The sequence below is a fragment of the Streptomyces sp. NP-1717 genome, assembly GCF_022695985.1.
In the GTDB taxonomy this organism is placed as follows: domain Bacteria; phylum Actinomycetota; class Actinomycetes; order Streptomycetales; family Streptomycetaceae; genus Streptomyces.
The window spans coordinates 56,814-75,192 of the sequence record NZ_JAAPBF010000007.1; the positions used below are offsets into that span (position 1 = coordinate 56,814).

The 18,379-nt window shown below is 72.0% G+C and carries 14 protein-coding genes; 12 read left to right on the forward strand and 2 right to left on the reverse strand.

Annotated elements, in window-relative coordinates:
* Positions 1–164 precede the first annotated feature (164 nt).
* The gene (locus GXP76_RS02765) at positions 165–2,852 is read right to left on the reverse strand and encodes a SpoIIE family protein phosphatase (protein ID WP_242569771.1); all 2,688 of its coding nucleotides are present in this window, start codon (positions 2,850–2,852) and stop codon (positions 165–167) included.
* 224 nt (positions 2,853–3,076) lie between these two features.
* On the opposite strand from GXP76_RS02765, the gene GXP76_RS02770 reads away from it, so the two are divergent.
* The 11 genes from GXP76_RS02770 to GXP76_RS02820 all read left to right on the forward strand — a co-directional run bounded on the left by GXP76_RS02770 (position 3,077) and on the right by GXP76_RS02820 (position 16,195).
* Complete coding sequence (locus GXP76_RS02770) at positions 3,077–5,263, forward strand: DUF6351 family protein (protein ID WP_242569772.1); 2,187 nt, start codon at positions 3,077–3,079, stop codon at positions 5,261–5,263.
* Complete coding sequence (locus GXP76_RS02775) at positions 5,260–6,138, forward strand: SMP-30/gluconolactonase/LRE family protein (protein ID WP_242569773.1); 879 nt, start codon at positions 5,260–5,262, stop codon at positions 6,136–6,138. The genes GXP76_RS02770 and GXP76_RS02775 overlap by 4 nt, the downstream gene beginning before the upstream one ends.
* An 87-nt stretch (positions 6,139–6,225) precedes the next feature.
* Entirely contained in the window at positions 6,226–8,013 is a 1,788-nt protein-coding gene (locus GXP76_RS02780; protein ID WP_242569774.1) for an ABC transporter ATP-binding protein, read from the forward strand.
* 281 nt (positions 8,014–8,294) lie between these two features.
* Positions 8,295–9,431 carry a substrate-binding domain-containing protein gene (locus GXP76_RS02785; RefSeq protein WP_242569775.1) on the forward strand — a complete coding sequence of 379 codons (1,137 nt, stop codon included), beginning with the start codon at positions 8,295–8,297 and terminating at the stop codon, positions 9,429–9,431.
* Positions 9,432–10,400 carry an ROK family protein gene (locus tag GXP76_RS02790; RefSeq protein WP_242569776.1) on the forward strand — a complete coding sequence of 323 codons (969 nt, stop codon included), beginning with the start codon at positions 9,432–9,434 and terminating at the stop codon, positions 10,398–10,400.
* Positions 10,397–11,215 (forward strand): ATP-binding cassette domain-containing protein, encoded by an 819-nt coding sequence (locus GXP76_RS02795; protein ID WP_242569777.1) that lies wholly within the window; start codon positions 10,397–10,399, stop codon positions 11,213–11,215. The genes GXP76_RS02790 and GXP76_RS02795 overlap by 4 nt, the downstream gene beginning before the upstream one ends.
* A complete protein-coding gene (locus GXP76_RS02800; RefSeq protein WP_242569778.1) occupies positions 11,212–12,447 on the forward strand; it encodes a sugar ABC transporter permease in 1,236 nt (411 codons plus the stop codon). The genes GXP76_RS02795 and GXP76_RS02800 overlap by 4 nt, the downstream gene beginning before the upstream one ends.
* Positions 12,444–13,469 carry an SIS domain-containing protein gene (locus GXP76_RS02805; RefSeq protein WP_242569779.1) on the forward strand — a complete coding sequence of 342 codons (1,026 nt, stop codon included), beginning with the start codon at positions 12,444–12,446 and terminating at the stop codon, positions 13,467–13,469. The genes GXP76_RS02800 and GXP76_RS02805 overlap by 4 nt, the downstream gene beginning before the upstream one ends.
* Positions 13,470–13,569: 100 nt before the next feature.
* A complete protein-coding gene (locus GXP76_RS02810; RefSeq protein ID WP_242569780.1) occupies positions 13,570–14,412 on the forward strand; it encodes a GntR family transcriptional regulator in 843 nt (280 codons plus the stop codon).
* On the forward strand, positions 14,409–15,506 hold the full coding sequence (nagA, locus tag GXP76_RS02815) for an N-acetylglucosamine-6-phosphate deacetylase (RefSeq protein WP_242569781.1): 1,098 nt from the start codon (positions 14,409–14,411) through the stop codon (positions 15,504–15,506). The genes GXP76_RS02810 and nagA overlap by 4 nt, the downstream gene beginning before the upstream one ends.
* On the forward strand, positions 15,503–16,195 hold the full coding sequence (locus GXP76_RS02820; RefSeq protein WP_242569782.1) for an N-acetylmannosamine-6-phosphate 2-epimerase: 693 nt from the start codon (positions 15,503–15,505) through the stop codon (positions 16,193–16,195). Before nagA ends, GXP76_RS02820 begins: the two co-directional genes overlap by 4 nt.
* A 160-nt stretch (positions 16,196–16,355) precedes the next feature.
* Here GXP76_RS02820 and GXP76_RS02825 read toward each other — a convergent pair whose 3' ends face one another.
* Entirely contained in the window at positions 16,356–16,877 is a 522-nt protein-coding gene (locus GXP76_RS02825) for a hypothetical protein (RefSeq protein ID WP_242569783.1), read from the reverse strand.
* A gap of 120 nt (positions 16,878–16,997) precedes the next feature.
* On the opposite strand from GXP76_RS02825, the gene GXP76_RS02830 reads away from it, so the two are divergent.
* The gene (locus GXP76_RS02830; RefSeq protein WP_242569784.1) at positions 16,998–18,356 is read left to right on the forward strand and encodes a BTAD domain-containing putative transcriptional regulator; all 1,359 of its coding nucleotides are present in this window, start codon (positions 16,998–17,000) and stop codon (positions 18,354–18,356) included.
* Positions 18,357–18,379: the final 23 nt, after the last annotated feature.

The following is an 18,379-nucleotide window of genomic DNA, read 5'->3' on the forward strand; positions in this document are numbered from 1 at the left end:
ACTTCGCTCACGTATGCCGGGCGGGTACCACGTCTGTTGGAGTTCACTCTGACGTGCCTGATTCGCACTCCTGAGAAGCGTATGGGCTCCGGGCGGACCTCGCTCGTCGGCTCCCGAACGGCCGAATCCGGGTTGACAGACGCCGGTGTCGTCCGACGGCTCCGTCACATGGCGGAGTCGGCGCCGCCGAGCGGCTGTTCGGTCCAGATGACCTTGCCCTGGGGGCTGTAGCGCGTTCCCCAGCGCTCCGCGAACTGGGCGACCAGGAAGAGCCCGCGGCCCCCCTCGTCGGTGCCGGCCGCCTGCCGCAGATGCGGCGAGGTGCTGCTGTGGTCGGAGACCTCGCAGATCAGGCTCCGGTCGCGGATGATCCGTACCCGGATGGGCCCGGAGGCGTAGCGGATCGCGTTGGTGACCAGTTCGCTGAGGATCAGCTCGGTCGTGAACGCCTCCTCGACCAGCCCCCACTCCGTCAGCTTGCGTGTGACGTCGGCCCGCAGTCTGCCCACCGCGGCGGGGTCGGCGGGGATCTCCCAGTCGGCGACGTGCGCGCCGTCCAGCACACGTGTACGCGCGACCAGCAGGGCGGTGTCGTCGCGCGGGTGCTCGGGCAGCAGGGCCTGGAGGACCGCGTCGCAGGCCTGGTCCGGGGTCCGGTCGGCCTGGGCGGCGAGCGTACGGCGCAGCAGGTTCAGGCCCTCGTCGATGTCCCGGTGCCGGTCCTCGACGAGCCCGTCGGTGTACAGCACCAGCAGGCTGTTCTCCGGCAGATGGACCTCAAGGGTCTCGAAGGGCAGTCCGCCGAGTCCCAGCGGCGGGCCGCCGGGTACGTCGGCGAAGGCGGCCGTGCCGTCGTCGTGGATGAGGACGGGCTGGAGGTGGCCCGCCCGCGCCATGCTGCACTTACCGGACACCGGGTCGTAGATCGCGTACAGACAGGTGGCGCCGGTGACTCCGGCGTCGGCCCCGTCGACGGCCTCGTCCTGGTCGATGCGGGCCACCAGTTCGTCCAGGTGGAAGAGGAGTTCGTCGGGCGGCAGGTCCAGGGTCGAGAAGTTGTGGACGGCGGTGCGCAGCCGGCCCATGGTGGCGGCGGCGTGCAGGCCGTGGCCGACGACGTCGCCGACGACGAGCGCCACCCGGGCGCCGGGCAGCGGGATGATGTCGAACCAGTCGCCGCCGACGCCGCCGAGTCCGCCGAGTCCGGCCTGTGCGGGCAGGTACCGGTAGGCGACGTCGATGGCGTTCTGGTCGGGGAGGCCGCGCGGGAGCAGACTGCGCTGGAGCGTGACGGCCATGGTGTGCTCGCGGGTGTAGCGGCGGGCGTTGTCGACGCTGACCGCGGCCCTGGCGACCATCTCCTCGGCGACGGACAGGTCCTCGCCCTCGAACGGCTCGGGCTGCGCGGAGCGCCAGAAGGTGACGACGCCGAGGGTGACGCCCCGCGCCCGCATCGGGACGGTGATCATCGAGTGGAAGCCCTCTTCGGCGACGAGCTTCCTGGCGCGGTCGGGGTGCTGCTTGTGCCAGCCGGAGAACGCGGCGAGGTCCGGGACCAGGATCGGTTCGCCGTTCAGGACGGCGTCGCTCACAGGTGTCGACGGGGGCAGGTGGATCAGCTCGCCGATCGGGTAGAGCGAGGTGTCCTCGTCGCGGCCGCTGGAGGCGGTGCGGCGCATGGCCATCACCACGGTGGTCGGCTCCTCCCCCCGCAGGACGGCCTCGGCCACGTCGACGGTCACGAAGTCGGCGAAGTTGGCCGCGGCGAACTCCGTCAGCTCCTCGCAGGTGCGGACCACGTCCAGGGTCGTGCCGACCTCCGTACCGGCCTCGTACAGCAGGCTCAGGCGCCCGCGGGCCACGTCGGCCTTTCCGGTGAGCGTCTGGAGTTCGGTGGTGTCGCGCAGGGTGGTCACGCTGCCGGGCGGGCCGCCGTACTGGTCCGTGGGCCGCTGGCTGATGGCGAGCAGCCGTTCGCCGACGGGGTGGACCTCGTCGGTGGCCGAGCGGCCGGAGGCCAGCAGCGCCGCGGTGTCCGGGTCCAGGCCCAGGTCGGTGAGCGGGCGTCCCTCCACGTCGGCCGGCAGGTCGAGCAGTCTGCGGGCCTCGTCGTTGGCGAGCAGCAGACCGCCGTCGCCGCCCGCGATGAGCACTCCTTCGCGTACGGAGTGCAGAACCGCGTCGTGGTGCTCGTACATACGGGTCATCTCGGCGGGCCCGAGCCCGCGCGTCTGGCGGCGCAGGCGTCTGCTGACGAGCGCCGTGCCGCCCATGGTCAGCAGCAGCACACCGGCGGCGGAGCCGAACAGGAGCGGGAACTGGTCCTCGACGACGGCGCTCACGCGCTCGATGGTGATCCCCGCGGAGACCATCCCGATCACCTTGCCGCTGGCGTCGAAGACGGGGACGACGGCCTGTACGAGGGGCCCGATGGTGCCGACGATCTTCTCGGTGATGACCCGCCCTTCGAGGGCGGGTTTCAGGTTGCCGACGAATTTCTTCCCGACCCGGTCGGGGATCGGGTGGGTGTAGCGGATTCCGTCGGTGTTGAGTACGACGATGAAGTCCACGCCGGAGCGCTCCCTGGCCAGTTCGGCCGGTCTGCGCAGGACCTCGGGGGGGTTGGGGTTCTTCAGCGCCGCCTGGATGCCCGGGGAGTTCGCGAAGGTCTCGGCCACGGCGACGGAGCGGTTGCGTGCCTCGCGCTCGCTGTCGGTGCGGCCCTGGAGCACGAGCGCGGCTGAGGCGGCGGCGACCAGCAGTACGACGATCGCCACCTGAAGGAGAAAGACCTGACCTGCGACTGTTCTCATCTTCAGAACCGAGCGCCGGCGGCCGTCGCGTCCGGGCATGCCCCCTTTCTACACCCGTCGCAAACGGTGGGCGAGCCGCGGGTGCGGGTACGCGGTCTTGACCCCGCACTCCGCCGGATGAACCATTCTGCGGGTCCGGGAGTGATGTGGAGTGACGTGAGTGTCCGAAGGGACGTCCGTCCGCACACGCGCGGGCGTGCAGGACGAGTACGTCGTATCCACGGGCCGGTGGCTGCCGGTCCACAGAGCATGGGGGTTCATCGGTGTCCCGTCGGTCCGTCCTCGCCACCGCGCTCGCCGCCGGCGCGCTGCTGCTGACCTGTCTGCCCAGTGCCGCCGCGCAGGGGCCCGGCGGCGGCGAGCGGCTGACCATCGACACGCTGTCGACCCGGCCCGGCGTGGTCACCGGCGGCGATGTCCTCGTACGGGTCGAGGTTCCGCGCAGCTTCGACCCCGGCGACGTACGGATCACCCGCGACGGCACGGACGTCACAGACGCGTTCACGGCGGCGGGATCCGCGCCCGGGACCCTGACCGGCCTGGTGACGTCCCTGCGCGAGGGCCCCAACCGGCTCGCGGCGACCGTCCCCGGCCGCCCCGGCGCGGGTGCGACGCTCCAGGTGCGCGACCACCCCTCGACCGGTCCCGTCATCAGCGGTCCGCACGAGCGGCCCTTCGTGTGCGGGACCGGTACGTTCAAGCTGGTCGACGGCTCCACCCTGGGGCAGCCGCTGGACGAGGACTGCTCGGTCGGGACCCGGGTCGACCACGCGTACCGCTCCACCGACGGGACCGTGAAGCCCCTGGCCGATCCGGCGAGCCGGCCCGCGGACCTCGCGACGACCACCACGAGCACCGGCGCGCGGGTGCCCTTCCTGATCCGTATCGAGACCGGCACCCTCAACCGGGGCGTCTACCAGATTTCCATGCTGGCCGATCCCGCCGCGCCCGAGCCGACCCGTGCGAGGCCCTCCGAGGGGTGGAACGGGCGGCTGATGTACACCTTCGGCGGCGGGTGCAGGGGCGGCTGGTACACCCAGGGCTCGGACACCGGCGGCGTCCTGGACACCGAGATGCTGGGCCGCGGGTACGCCGTGGCCTCCTCGTCCCTCAACGTCTTCGGCAACAACTGCAACGACCTGCTGGCGTCCGAGACCACGATGATGGTCAAGGAGCACTTCGTGGAGCGGTACGGAGTCCCCCGCTTCACCATCGGCTGGGGATGTTCCGGCGGCTCGTACCAGAGCCACCAGACCGCCGACAACTACCCGGGTCTGCTCGACGGCATCATCGTCGGGTGCAGCTTCCCCGACGTGACGTCGGCGACCAACACCACGCTGCTGGACTCCCGGCTGCTCGACCACTACTTCGCCGTGAGCGCGCCGGACGAGTTCAGCGCCGAGCAGCAGACCGCGGTCGCCGGGTTCCGTGAGCGGGCGAGCATCCCGAACCTGAGCGACGGCGCGAAGCGCCTCGACCCGGACGCGGAGTTCCCCGCCGCGCTGCCCGTGGACCAGCGGTACGACGCGCGCACCAACCCCGACGGGGCGCGGGGCACGGTCTTCGACCACACCGTCAACGTGTACGGCACCGACCGGCGCACCGGCGCCGCGCTGCGCCCGCTGGACAACGTCGGTGTGCAGTACGGGCTCGACGCGCTGAACGAGGGGGCGATCGACAAGGGGCAGTTCATCGACCTCAACTCCCGTATCGGGGGCATCGACCGCGACGCCGGGTTCACCGCGGGGCGCACGGCTGCCGACCGGACGGCGACCGGGGCGGCGTACGGTACGGGCCGCATCCTATGGGGCGGCGGCGGTCTCGCCACCACCCCCGTCATCGACCACCGCTCCTACACCGACGACCTGCCCGGCGGCGACATACACATGTCCGTGCACGGGTACTCCACCCGCGCCCGGCTGATCGCGGCGAACGGCCACGCGGACAACCAGGTGATGCTCGCGGAGGACAACCGGCACGGTTTCAGTTTCAGGAGCCCGGCGCTGCGGTACGCCCTCACGGAGATGGACGCGTGGCTGACATCGCTGACGTCGGACTCCGCGCGGAGCCGGTGGACGGCGCGCGACGTCGTGGCGCACAAGCCGGCCGGGCTGACCGACGCGTGCTGGACCAGGGACGCGGAGCCCCGGAAGATCGAGCAGCGTCTCGGCTACGACAACCCCGGCGAGTGCGGCGCGCTCTACCCGGCGTTCCCGACACCGAGGCTGGTCGCCGGAGCGCCGCTCGCGGACGATGTGATCGCGTGCCGGCGCAAGGCGGTGGACCCGGCCGACTACAAGGTGACGTTCACCGGCGCCGAACTGCGGCAGTTGCGGGCGGCGTTCCCCGGCGGGGTGTGCGACTGGAGCCGGAGCGGTCAGGGCCAGGGGCCGCTCACGGGCCCCTGGCCGTCGGTGGGCCCGGTCGGCGCGAAGGGCGGAGAGCGATGACCGCGCCGCGGATCGAGGTCGCCGTACGGGCACAGGCGAAGCTGGGCGAGGGACCGGCCTGGGATCCGTCGGCCGGCCGGCTGCTGTGGGTGGACATCCTCTCGGCGCGGATCCACACCTTCGACCCGGCCGACGGCCGCCGTACGGTCATGGCCACCGAGCAGCACGTCGGTGCCGCGCTCCCCCGCGCCGGGGGCGGGCTCGTCGTCAACCTCCGTGACGGCATCGGACTGTACGGCCCCGGCGGCGACTTCTCGTGGCTGGTGCGCGATCCGGTGCCGGGGCGCCGGGGCAACGACGCGGCCGTCGCGCCGGACGGCGCGCTGTGGGCGGGCAGTATGCGCTACGACGAGACGCCGGGCGGCGGGACGCTGATCCGCGTCGCACCCGGCGCAGCTGACACGGCGGCGGGGACCGTCACCGACACCCGGCCCGTCAGCGTCGGCAACGGCACGGGGTGGAGTCCGGACGGCCGGACGATGTACTACGTCGACACCCCCACCGGCCGTATCGACCGGTTCCGCGCCGACACCCACTCCCCCGGTGAACCCCTCGTCGACGAGGGCCCGTTGGTGACGATCGAACCGGGGGCGGGCCACCCGGACGGGCTGACCGTCGACGCGGACGGCTGCGTCTGGGTCGCCCTGTGGGACGGCGCCGCGATCCGCCGCTACACACCGGACGGCGAGCTGGACCGCACCGTCGAGCTGCCCGTACGCCGCCCCACCTCCTGCGCGTTCGGCGGGCCGGAGCTGCGCGACCTCTACATCACCACCGCCCGCGTCGGCGTCGCCGCCCCGCACCCCCTCACCGGCTCGCTCCTCGTCCTGCCGGACGCGGGTCAGGGGGTTGCCGACACCCCGTTCGCCGGCTGAGACGGCGGATCCGGGGCCCACCGCCACCGAGGCCCCCCGGGAGGGAGGGGGGTTGCACGCCCGTGGGGCGCGGGATTTGCTTGGCGCATGCAGCGACCGGTCTCCACCACCCCGTCGGCGGGGGCGCTCGACCACCGCTACCGGGGTGAGCATCCCGTACGGACCCTCGGTTATCTCTTCCGTCCCGACCGCCCCCGACTCGCCCTCGCCGTCCTCGCGTTCATCGGGAAGCACAGCCCGATCTGGCTGCTCCCGCTCATCACCGCCAACATCATCGACACCGTCGTCCAGCACGGCCCGGTCTCCGGCATCTGGATCAACGCGGGTGTCCTGCTCGTGGTCCTGCTGCTCAACTTCCCTCTGCATCTGCTCTATGTGCGCTGTCTGGCCGGGAGCGTACGGCGGGTGGGCATGGCGCTGCGCGACGCGCTGTGCCGCCGGATGCAGCAGCTCTCGATCGGCTACCACTCGCGGGTCAGCGCCGGTGTGCTCCAGGCCAAGGTGGTCAGGGACGTGGAGACGGTGGAGCAGATGGTGCAGCAGTCCTCGGACATGGGGCTGGCGGCCGTGATCACGCTCGTCGGCGGACTCGTCGTCATCGGTGTACGGGTGCCGTCCTTCCTCCCCGTCTTCCTGCTCGTCGTGCCCGCCGCCGGCTTCCTGATCGTGCGGCTGCGCGGGCGGTTGCAGAGTCACAACGCGGCGTTCCGCCACGAGGTGGAGCGCATGTCGTCGCGGGTCAGCGAGATGACGTCGCTGATCCCGATCACCCGCGCGCACGGTCTGGAGGGTGCGGCGATGGTCCGTATCGACGGCTCGCTGCGCCAGGTGCTCGCGGCCGGGGTGCGGCTCGATCTGCTCAACGGGCGTTTCGGCGCGCTCGCCTGGATACTGCTCAACTCCCTCGGTGTGGTGTGTCTCGCGGGCTCGGCACTGGTCGCCTACCACGGGCTGCTGCCCATCACGGCGGGCGACGTCGTCATGCTGAGCGCCTTCTTCACCACCCTGACCAGCTCCGTGGTCACCCTGCTCTCTCTCGCACCCGTCATCAGCAAGGGACTTGAGTCCGTGCGGTCGGCGGGCGAGGTACTCCAGGCCCCGGACCTCGAAAGCAACGCGGGCAAGGAGCGGGTGGAGTCGGTCGAGGGACGCATCGACTTCCAGGACGTCGGTTTCCGGTACGACTCCTCGCCCGGCACCGCGGTCGAAGGCTTCACCCTCTCGGCGCGCCCCGGGCAGACCATCGCCCTGGTCGGCGCGTCCGGCGCGGGCAAGTCGACCGTGCTCAACCTCCTCATCGGCTTCATCCGCCCCGCCTCGGGCCGCATCCTGCTGGACGGCAGGGACATGGCCGCCCTCGATCTGCGCAGCTACCGCCGCTTCCTGTCCGTCGTACCGCAGGAGTCGATCCTCTTCGAGGGCACGATCCGCGAGAACGTCACGTACGGGCTCGACGGCGCGGACGAGACCACGGTGCGCCGGGCGCTGCGCGACGCCAACGCCCTCGAGTTCGTGGACCGGCTGCCGGACGGTCTCGACACCGTCGTCGGGGAGCGCGGCGCGCGCCTGTCCGGTGGTCAGAAGCAGCGGCTCGCGATAGCCCGCGCGCTCATACGCGATCCCCGGGTGCTCGTCCTGGACGAGGCCACCTCCGCGCTCGACACCCGTTCCGAGGCGCTGGTGCAGGAGGCGCTGGCGCGGCTGGTGGACGGCCGTACGGTCTTCGTCGTCGCCCACCGGCTGTCCACGATCCGGGGCGCCGACCGCATCGTCGTCATGGAGGACGGCCGGATCGCCGAGGTGGGCACGCACGAGGCGCTGATGACGCGGGGCGGGGTGTACGCCGGGCTCCAACCGGCGCACCGCGCCTCCTAGTTGCCGACCGCCCGGGGCGGCGGGCCGTCAGGTATACCACCGGTTCGGACCAGATACGGGCCGGAAGGGTTCGACGCAAGGTCTCAGCGGGGGCGGAAGCCGCTCCCGCTGCGAGACCTGCGGTTGGGCCGGGTGAAGATTCCCAGGCCAGTGCCAAGTAATACCAGTGGTCTACTTCAGTTATCGAGCCGTGATACCAGAGGGTTGACCAGTGGTTGGCGCCAGTTCTAGCGTGCTCCGCATCACCCCGCCACACATGGCCCGAGGGAGACAAAGCACTCATGAACCCTATTTCTCATTCACGTCGCAGACGCATGGCCGTCGTGGGAGTGGCCTCGGCAGGAGCCCTCCTGCTGGCCTCGTGCGGAGAGGGCGGATCCGGGGGAACGGACGACTCGTCCGGCAGTTCCTCCGTCGGCGCCAAGAAGAACCCGATCGTCGCGTTCCTGCTCCCGGAGAACGCGACCGCCCGGTACGAGGCGCGCGACAAACCGACCTTCGAGAAGCAGCTCGCGGAGAGCTGCCCGAAGTGCCAACTGCGCTACTACAACGCCGCCGGGGACGCCGGCAAGCAACTCAGCCAGGCCGAGTCGGCGTTGACCGAGGGGGCGAGCGTGCTGGTGATCGACCCCGTCGACTCCAACGCCGCCGGTGCCGCGGTCACCAGCGCCCGCAAGCAGGGCGCGAAGGTCATGAGCTACGACCGCGTCATCTACAACGCGGGCGTGGACTACGCGGTGAAGTTCGACAACGTCCAGCAGGGCGCGGTCGGCATGCAGTCGCTGCTCGACAAGCTGAAGAAGGACGGCAAGACCTCCGGCAACGTCGTCATGATGAACGGCGACCCGGTCGACTCCGGCGCCAAACCGGAGAAGGACGGCGCGCACAGCGTCATCGACAAGTCCGGTTTCACCGTCGCCGCCGAGTACGACACCAAGGGCTGGTCGGCCGCCAACGCGCAGAACCAGATGCAGCAGGCCATCACCAAGCTCGGCGCGTCCGACATCGACGGCGTCTACGCGGGCAACGACGGCATGGCCACCGGTGTCATCGCCGCGCTGAAGAGCGCGGGCGTCAAGCCGATGCCGCCCGTCACGGGTCTGGACACGCAACTCGACGCCATCCAGAACATGGTCGCCGGCGACCTGTACGAGAGCACGTACCTGCCGGTCGAGACCGAGGCGCAGATCGGTGCCAAGGCCGCCGCCGCGCTCGCGGGCGGCGAGAAGCCGTCCGGTGAGCTGCTCAACGGCACGGTGGACGACGGCGCCCAAAAGGTGCCCGCCTACCTGCTCGAATCCATCGCCGTGACGATGGAGAACATGAAGGAGGTGCTGATCGACAGCGGTTATCTGACCGTCGATCAGATCTGCACGGCCGACTACGAGAAGGCGTGCGTCAAGGCGGGACTCCGCTGAGTGGCCTCCCTCCCCACCGGTGACGCCGCCCAGTGCGTAGCGGTCGACCTGGGCGGTACCACGGTCCGCGCGGCGCTCGTCGACCGGAGCGGCGTCCCGACCGCCCGGCTCAAGGAGCCCGTCAGACACGGCGCGGCGCACGAGCAGGTCGCCCGCCTCATGACCCGTGTCGCGGCCGGTACGGACGCCGTGTCGGCGGTCGTCGGCCTGCCCGGACGGGTGGACCACGTCGAGGGCCGTCTGCACGTGGCACGGAACCTGCCGTCCACCGACCTCGACCGGCTGTCGGCCGCACACCTCTCCGAGGCCACCGGGCTGGCCGTCGAGCTGGCCGGTGACGCCGAACTGGCCGCGATCGGCGAGGCGTACTTCGGCGCCGGAGCCACCACCTCGACGACGGCCTACCTCACCCTCTCCACGGGTGTGGGGGCGGCGGCGGTGAGCGACGGACGCGTGCTGTCGGGACGTCTGTCGGGTTTCCAGATCGGGTTCCTGCACCTGCTCGGCGCCGGACGCCCCATGATCGAGGACCTCGGTTCGGGACAGCGCGTGCTCCGGGCCGCGCGTGAACTCGGCAGGGACGTCGACTACCGCACTCTGACCGAACTCGCCGCGGGAGGCGGCACCACTCCACAGGCGCGGCACGCCCGCGAGCTGGCGGCCGGCGCGCTCGCCGACATCGCCGACGTGGCGGCGGCCGCCGCCGTGCTCCTGTGCCATGTCGTCTCGCCCGACGTACTGGTGGTCGGCGGCGGGCTCGCCCGCGCGGCCGGCGCCCACCTGCTCGACGAGCTCGACCGCCGTATCCGCGACACCGCGGCCTCGCACGTCTCCTGGGACGTCGACGTGCGGGCCGCCCGGTGCGGTGACGACGCCGGTCTCGCCGGCGCGGCCGCGTGGCACCTCGCCAGGCCGGCGGTGGTCGCCGCCGCGGCGGACCAACGCGACACGAAAGGAGACGGCCGATGACACCGACCGTCGAAGCGGCGGGGGAAAGACCGCCGCCCGTGCTCCAGCTGGAGCACATCAGCAAGAGTTTCGGCGCCGTGCGGGCGCTCGGCGACGTCAGCATGAGCGTCGCCGCGGGCGAGGTCGTGGCACTCGTCGGCGACAACGGAGCGGGCAAGTCCACCCTGATCAAGACGGTCTCCGGAGCGCATCCCCGCGACGGCGGCACCATGTCCGTGGACGGCGTGCGGGTCTCCCCGCGCAAGCCCATCGACTCGACACGCCTCGGCATCGCGACCGTCTACCAGGACCTCGCGCTCTGCGACAACCTCGACATCGTCGCCAACCTGTTCCTCGGACGCGAGAAGCACCACGGGGGCTTCCTGAGCGCGCTCGACATGGAGCAGGTCGCCGTCGGACTGCTCAAGCGGCTCTCCGTCAGGATCAAGGACCTGCGCGCCCCCGTCTCCTCGCTCTCGGGCGGGCAGCGCCAGTCGGTCGCCATCGCGCGGTCCCTGCTCGGTGACCCGCGGCTGGTCATCCTGGACGAGCCCACCGCGGCCCTCGGCGTGGAGCAGACCGCCGAGGTGCTCGAACTCATCGAGCGGCTGCGCGCCGAGGGCCACGCCGTCCTGATGGTGAGCCACAACCTCGCCGACGTCTTCGACGTGGCCGACCGGATCGTCTGTCTGCGGCTCGGACGCAGCGTCAGCGAGTTCCCCGTCGAGGGGACCACCGAGGAGCAAGTCGTCGCGGCCATCACGGGCATCGCCGACAGCAGTGCCCACAAGCGCCGGAAGCTGCGCCGCGACCGGGCCGAGGAAGGAAGACCGTGACCACGAACACCGCCACCGGCCGCCCCCAGCGCGGCGTCCTGGCACCGGGACCGCCGTCGGAGGGGAACTGGGTACGGGAGCGCGTCCAGCGCCTGCGCACCGGCGACTTCGGACCGCTGCCCGTCATCCTCGGCCTGGTCGTCATCTCGCTGGTCTTCCAGATCGCGAACCAGCGGTTCCTCTCGCCGCAGAACCTCTCCAACCTGAGCCTGCAGATCGCCTCGACCGGCGTCATCGCGCTCGGCATCGTCTTCGTCCTGATCATCGGGGAGATCGACCTCTCCGCCGGATCGGTCAGCGGGATCACCTCCGCCACCATGGTCGTGCTGAGCATCAACATGGGGTGGCCGCCGGTCCTCGCGATCGTCCTGGCCGTCGTCTTCGGCGCCGCGATCGGCCTGTTCCACGGGTTCGTCTTCACCAAGCTCGGCGTTCCGTCGTTCGTCCTGACCCTCGGCGGCCTGCTCGCCTGGCAGGGCGGCCAGTTGCTCGTGCTCGGCAACCACGGCACGATCAACATCCCCTACGACGGCGCGATCGCCTCCCTCGCCAACACCACGCTCCCCGCGTGGATCGGCTACCTGATCGCCCTCGTCTACGCGACGGCGGCGTTCGGCAAGGCGTTCCTCACGGCCGGGCGGCGGCGCGAGCGCGGTCTGACCGTGCGACCGCTCAGCGGGGCCCTGGTCCCCGCGTCCGTGATCACGGTCGTGATCCTCGCGGCGACGACGGTCTTCGCGCAGTGGCACGGCATACCCCTGTCGCTGATCATCTTCGTCGGGCTCGTGGTGATGGTCGACGTACTGCTGCGCGGTACGACGTTCGGCCGCAAGCTCTTCGCCGTCGGCGGCAACGCGGAGGCGGCCCGCCGCGCGGGCATCCAGGTCGGCACGGTGAAGGTCATCGCCTTCACGATCGCCTCGTCGCTCGCCGCCTTCGGCGGTGTCCTCGCGGCCTCCCGGCTGTTCGCGGTCAACCAGGCCAGCGGCGGCAGCGACATCCTGCTGAACGCGATCGCCGCCGCGGTCATCGGCGGCACCAGCCTCTTCGGCGGGCGCGGCACCGCCTACTCGGCGCTGCTCGGCATGCTCGTCATCGGAGCGGTGTCCAACGGCATGGATCTGCTCAACCAGACCTCCGCCGTCAAGTACGTGATCACCGGCGCTGTACTCGTCGTCGCCGTCGTGATCGATTCCCTGGCACGACGAGGAAGGGCGGCCAGCGGCCGATGAGTGTCAACGCGTTTCTGAGACAGGGTTTCGTCCCCTTCGCGGAGGGCGTACTGGACCAGACCGGCCGGCTCACCGAAGTCGCCCCGGTACTGCGGGAACGGGCGATCGCCACGGCGAGCGCCGCCGGCCGGCCCGACCGGGTCACCTTCATCGGCATCGGCGCGAGCCTCGCGGCGCTCGCCGCACCGGCCGCCCATCTGTCGGCACGCGGCATCCCGAGTGTCCGGCTCAACGCGGCCGAGGCGGGCCCGTTCGACGAGAACGCCACGCTCGTCGCGCTGTCGCAGTCGGGCCGCAGCCGCGAGACGGTCGACGTGATCCGCGCGGCCCCGGGCCAGAAGCTCGCGGTCGTCAACGTCACCGACTCACCCATGGCCTGCGCCGCCGATTCGGTGCTCACCCTCGGCGACCTGCCCGACAGCCTCGCCTCGACGATCGGGTTCACCGCCTCGGCGATGGCCGTCTCGATGCTCGCCGAGACCTGGACCGACGGCGAACCGTCCGCGTCCTGGCTCAGCCTGGGCGAGCGGCTGGCCGCCTTCCTCGACGCCGCCTCCGCCCGGACCGAGGAGATCGCGGACCTGCTGGCGGCCGCGTCGATCATCGACCTGGTGGCGCCGGCGGACCAGTACGGCGGGGTCGAGGGCGGCGCGCTGCTGCTGCGCGAGGTGGTGCGGGTGCCTGCGGCGTCGTTCGAGACGCGGCAGTATCTGCACGGTCTGATGGAGTCGACGAACCCCTCGACGCTGCACATCGTTCTCGACGGTCCCGACGACGGGCAGATCGTCCGGGCCCTCGGCCCGCTCGGCCGCCGGATCGTCGAGCTGCGCACCGGCGCTCCCGTCGCCCACGGCGAACGGACCCTGGTCGTACCGGTCGAGACGCACGGCCCCCTGGAGGTCCCCGTCTTCGTGGCGGCGCTGCTGCAACAGGTGGCGCTGCGCTCCGCAACCGCCCTGGGGATCGACCCCGACGAGTTCCTCTTCCTCGACACCGGCACCAAGCTCGACGACGGCGAATAGCCGTCACCCGACCGGCCGCCGGACGCCCGCCCCCGCACCGTACGACGCGGGCCGCCCCATCCGTCCATCCCCTTCGATTCCAACGGACACAATCGGGTCTATGTCTACTTCACCAGCACTGCACCGCAAGGTCGCGCAGCACCTCAGGGAACGCATCGAGTCGGGCGTCATCGCGCCCGGTTCGAGAATGCCCTCCGAACGGGTTCTCGCCGATCAGTTCGACGTCAGCCGGGTCACCGTCCGCCACGCGCTGAAGGATCTGGAGGTGGCCGGTCTGGTGAACGTCGTCGCCGGTGCCCGGTGGGTGCGGGCGGAGAAGCCCGCACCCCTCTCGGTGCGGTCCGGCGAGCCGGAGGCGGAGTCGATCGAGGAGGGCGCCACCGGGCTCGTGAGCTTCTCGGACCTCGCCGCCGCGAACGGCCTGACCTCCAGCTCGAAGGTGCTGAAGTGCCTGACCCGCGCGGGCTCGCTCGACGAGGCGGACCTGCTGGGTATCGCGCCGGGCGCTCCCGTCGTGGAGCTGGTCCGGCTGCGGTATCTGGACGGCATCCCCACCCTGATCGATTTCTCGCTCGTCCCGGAGGGTCCGGCGCCCGGACTGGGCGACCACGATTTCACGACCGCTTCCCTGTACTCCACGCTCGCCGAGCGGTACGGCCTGCACGCGGTCAGGGCCGATTGCGTCATCGAAGCGCGCGGCGCGACCGCCGAGATCGCCGAGCGGCTCGGTCTGTCTTCGGGCGATCCCGTCCTGGAGATCGTCCAGACCACGTTCGACGAGAACCGCCGTGTCGTGCAGTGGTGCCGCAGCGTCTACCGCGGCGACCGCTACCGCTTCCGCGCGGCGCTGGAGGGCCAGCCCGGCCGCGCGCACCACCCCCAGACCGCGGCGGAGCCGGCCGGCCGCGGCGCCGTTCCCCATCTAGCGAGGTTGTATCCATGAGAGTTTCCGCACGCGGCGCCGTCATCGCCGGCGCCTGGGTGAAGGGCGACATCGAGGTCGACGACGGCCGGCTGGTACGCGCGGGCCTGCCCTCCACCGGTACGGGGTACGTCCTGCCCGGCCTGGTGGACCTACAGGTCAACGGGTACGGCGGAGTCGACTTCAACGCGGCCACGGCCGAGGAGTTCGGGCGGGCGTTCGCGGCGCTCACGCGGGACGGCGTGTTCCACGTACAGCCGACCGTCATCACCGACTCCGAGGAGAACGTGGTCCGCCAGCTGCGCGTGCTCGGCGGACTCCGGCGATCGGCGCCGCGCGGCGCGAAGGTCGTCGGCGTGCACGCCGAGGGCCCGTTCCTGTCCCCGCACCACCGCGGCGTGCACCGCACCGAGTACCTCCGCGACCCCGACATCGGCATCGTGCGGCGATTCCTCGACGCGGGACCGCTGCGCACGATCACCGTCGCCCCCGAACTGCCGGGCGCCCTGGAGCTGATCGCCCTGGCGGCCCGGGAAGGGGTGATCGTGCAGGCCGGGCACTCGGGCGCCGACACGGCGACCGCGTACGCGGGCTTCGACGCGGGAGCCCGCGCGGTCACGCACCTGTTCAACGGGATGATCGCGTTCAGCCACCGCGCACCCGGTATCGCGGGCGCGACGCTCAACCGGGAGGAGGTCGCCATCCAGCTCATCGCCGACGACATCCATCTGGCGCGCGAGACCTCACTGTTCGCGCTCAAGGCCGCCGAGCACCGCGTCATGCTCGTCACCGACGCCGCGTCCCCGGCGGGGGCCGGCGACGGTGCCTTCACCGTGGGCGGGTTCACGGTCACGGTCACCGACGGTGTGCCGCGCCTGCCCGACGGCACCCTCGCCGGCAGCACGGTGACGCTGCTTCAGCAGGTACGGGGGCTCGTCGAGCACGGCTGGCCGATCGACCGCGCGGTGAACCTGGCCAGCCGCGCGCCCGCCCGCTTCTACGGGCTCACCGGCGCGGGGGAACTCACCCTCGGCGGTCCGGCCGACCTGATCGTGACCGGTGAGGACGTCGCCGTCGAGCGCGTCCTGGTGAACGGCGAGGAGTTCGCGGCATGAACCCGATTCCCCGTGGGCTGATCGTCTCGCTCACCCCCTCGCCCCAGTCGCCCTGGCACCACGTCGACGACGTCGTGCGGCTCGCCGCCGCCGCGCGGGCCGGTGGCGCCGTCGCCGTGAAGGTGGACGGCCCGGACGCCGTACGCGCCGTGAAGCGCGCCGTCCCCGGCCTCCCCCTGCTCGCCGTGAGCATCGACGGCTCGCACGGCGGGGTCGTCCGCATCACGCCGACGCCGGCCCACGCGGCCGCGTTGGTGGACGCGGGCGCCGACGTCGTGGAGCTGGAGGCGGACTCGGCGGCGCGCCGCCACGACGGGCAGGACCTGTCCGAACTCATCGCGTCGTTCGTCGCGCTGGGCAGGCCGGTCAAGGCCGGTGTGCCGGGGATCGGCGACGCGCGCACCGCCGTGGCGGCGGGTGCCGCGATCGTGAGCTCGTCGACGATGGGCTACCCCGCGAAGGCGGACACCGGCCGGCTGCCGGATCTCGGGCTGGTGGAGGGACTCGTGGCCGCCGCCGGTGTGCCGGTGGTCGCCGAACGCGGCTACTCGACGCCGGACGACGTCCGCGCGGCCTTCGCGGCGGGCGCGCACGCCGTCGTGGTCGGCTCGGCCATCGTGGACCCGGTCTGGCTGACGGCCCGTTTCGCCGGCGCGTCCCACGCCACGGCTCCGCAGCCCGGCGCATGACTCCGGCCGGGGGCCCTGCCTGAGGGGCCTCCGGCGGGTACGCGTACCGGAACGCGCCGGATCAGGGCGCCGGTTCGCGGTGGTGGGTCCCGGTGGTGGACGGCGAAGACGGCGCTCACCACCGCAGTGAACGACCGGAGCAGCACGCCGCGGTGCGTCGTCAGTCGACGCGCGCGCAGAGGTCGTCGACCGAGCCGTGGACCATGGTCACGTCCTTGTAGCCGGCCGAGCTGATGTCGAGGGTGTACACGCCGTCGATCAGATACACGCCGCGCGCCAAGGTGCCGCCGTTCTCGGCGAACCCCACCAGCACCGGGCCGAGCACGGACCAGAATTGCGAGCCGTCCGCGCGATGGTCCACGGCCGCCGTGCCGCTCGCGTCCGCGTCGTGGAAGGCGCCGGTGTCGGTGTTGGTGATCCGGACCACCAGGTCTCCCCGGTAGAGGACGCGTTCCGGTGAGCCGTCCGGATGGGTCGTCACCACCCGCCGCTCCACCTCGTCGACGACGGGCTCGGCGTGCACGGGGAAGTCGCACCGCACACCGGCGGCCGTGTCCCACGGTGCGGAGGGGGCGGGCTCCCACCCGCTCTCCGCGGTGCCGGGAGCCGCGTGAGCGGGATACGTCCCGATTCCCAACAGCGGTGCGGTGAGGGCCAGTAGCGCTACGACGGTGCCTCGCACAGAGTTCTCCCCGGTGAAGTGGTGGTCCATGACCTGGGCTCCAGCGTCCCGCCGGGCTCTGACCACATCCTCACCACGGCCGGTTGCCGCTCCCGCGCGCCCGACTACCCTTGGCGCGCCATGGAGTTCACACTGCTCGGACCGTTCGGGGCCCGTCACGAGGGCCGGCCGGTCCTGACCGGCAGCCGCCGCCAGGAGCGTTGTCTGCTGTCGATCCTGCTGCTCGACGCGGGGCACGTCGTGACGACCGGCCGGCTCATCGATCTGCTGTGGGACGGGGAGGCCGGCGCGTCGGCGCGCGGCACCGTCCACACGTACGTCGGCAGGCTGCGGGCCGCCCTGCGTACGGGGGGCGGGCCGCGTATCGAGACCCGGCACGACGGCTATGTCCTGGAGTCGGGCGGGTACGAGGTCGACGCCCGGGAGTTCGTCCCGCTCGCCCGCGCCGCGGCCGACGCCACGGACCCCGCCGAGCGGATCCTCCTCTGCGACCGGGCCCTCGCGCTGTGGCGGGGCCCGCTGCTCGCCGATGTGGCCGGGGACCGGCTCCGCGAGCGGCTCGGCGGCCATCTGGACGCGCTGCGGCTGTCCACCGTCGAACTGCGCGCGCAGACGCAGCTCTCGATGGGGCTGCACGAGCGGGTCGCGGCGGATCTGGCGGATCTCGCCGACGAGCATCCCGAGCGGGAGCGCCTCGTCGCCGCCCGGATGACGGCCCTCTACCGCGCCGGCCGCGCGGCCGAGGCCGTCCGGCTCTACCGGACGACACGCCACGCGCTCTCCACCGGGCTCGGCGTCGCGCCCGGACCGGACCTGGCCGCCCTTCACGAGCGCGTCCTGCGCCGCGATCCGTCACTCGACCGGCCGCCCGCCCCCCTGTACGCGGTACGGGTCCGCGACCGCTGGCTGCCGTGGAACACCAGCGGCCATCCGGCGCTTGAGTTCTGCAACACGTACGCGGGCTGGGGCGGCCCCGAACGGCCCGGTTCGGAGTGGCTCCGCGACTACACCACGCTGGCGGTGTGGGCCGGTCATCTCGGCCTCGCGCGGGACCATGTCGTCACCCGTCTGCTCGCACGGGCACGGCGCGACACCGGCGAGGCGGCGGACGTACTCGCCGAGGCCCGTGAGTTCCGTGCGCGCCTGTACGCCTGTCTGACGGATCCGGCGGACACGGCGGCCTTCCGGGCGGTGGCGGGTGTGGTGGAAGCGGCGGCCGGGGAGTCGGTGTTCACCCGTGGCGGCGACGGTCTCGGCCGCTGGCACATCTCCCCCGCGGCCGGTCTGCGTCTGCCCCTCTACGCGACGGCCCGCAGCGCCGCCGACCTCCTGTCGGATCCGCGCCGCCTCGTGGTGCGCGGCTGTCCCGGCGAGGAGTGCGGCTGGCTGTTCCTCGACAGCGGCGGCAGGCGCAGATGGTGCAGTCTGGCGACGTGCGGAGCATCGCGGCGGGTGCGGGACGGTTGCGCGGCGGGCTGACCCGTACCGTCACCGCCGGCCGC

Excerpts from the sequence above, each read along its gene's own strand:
- GXP76_RS02780 (WP_242569774.1), top strand. The coding sequence starts at position 6,226 with ATGCAGCGACCGGTCTCCACCACCCCGTCGGCGGGGGCGCTCGACCAC.
- nagA (WP_242569781.1), top strand. The coding sequence starts at position 14,409 with ATGAGAGTTTCCGCACGCGGCGCCGTCATCGCCGGCGCCTGGGTGAAG.
- GXP76_RS02775 (WP_242569773.1), top strand. The coding sequence starts at position 5,260 with ATGACCGCGCCGCGGATCGAGGTCGCCGTACGGGCACAGGCGAAGCTG.
- GXP76_RS02810 (WP_242569780.1), top strand. The coding sequence starts at position 13,570 with ATGTCTACTTCACCAGCACTGCACCGCAAGGTCGCGCAGCACCTCAGG.
- GXP76_RS02795 (WP_242569777.1), top strand. The coding sequence starts at position 10,397 with ATGACACCGACCGTCGAAGCGGCGGGGGAAAGACCGCCGCCCGTGCTC.
- GXP76_RS02805 (WP_242569779.1), top strand. The coding sequence starts at position 12,444 with ATGAGTGTCAACGCGTTTCTGAGACAGGGTTTCGTCCCCTTCGCGGAG.
- GXP76_RS02785 (WP_242569775.1), top strand. The coding sequence starts at position 8,295 with ATGAACCCTATTTCTCATTCACGTCGCAGACGCATGGCCGTCGTGGGA.
- GXP76_RS02765 (WP_242569771.1), bottom strand. The coding sequence starts at position 2,852 with ATGCCCGGACGCGACGGCCGCCGGCGCTCGGTTCTGAAGATGAGAACA.
- GXP76_RS02830 (WP_242569784.1), top strand. The coding sequence starts at position 16,998 with ATGGAGTTCACACTGCTCGGACCGTTCGGGGCCCGTCACGAGGGCCGG.
- GXP76_RS02820 (WP_242569782.1), top strand. The coding sequence starts at position 15,503 with ATGAACCCGATTCCCCGTGGGCTGATCGTCTCGCTCACCCCCTCGCCC.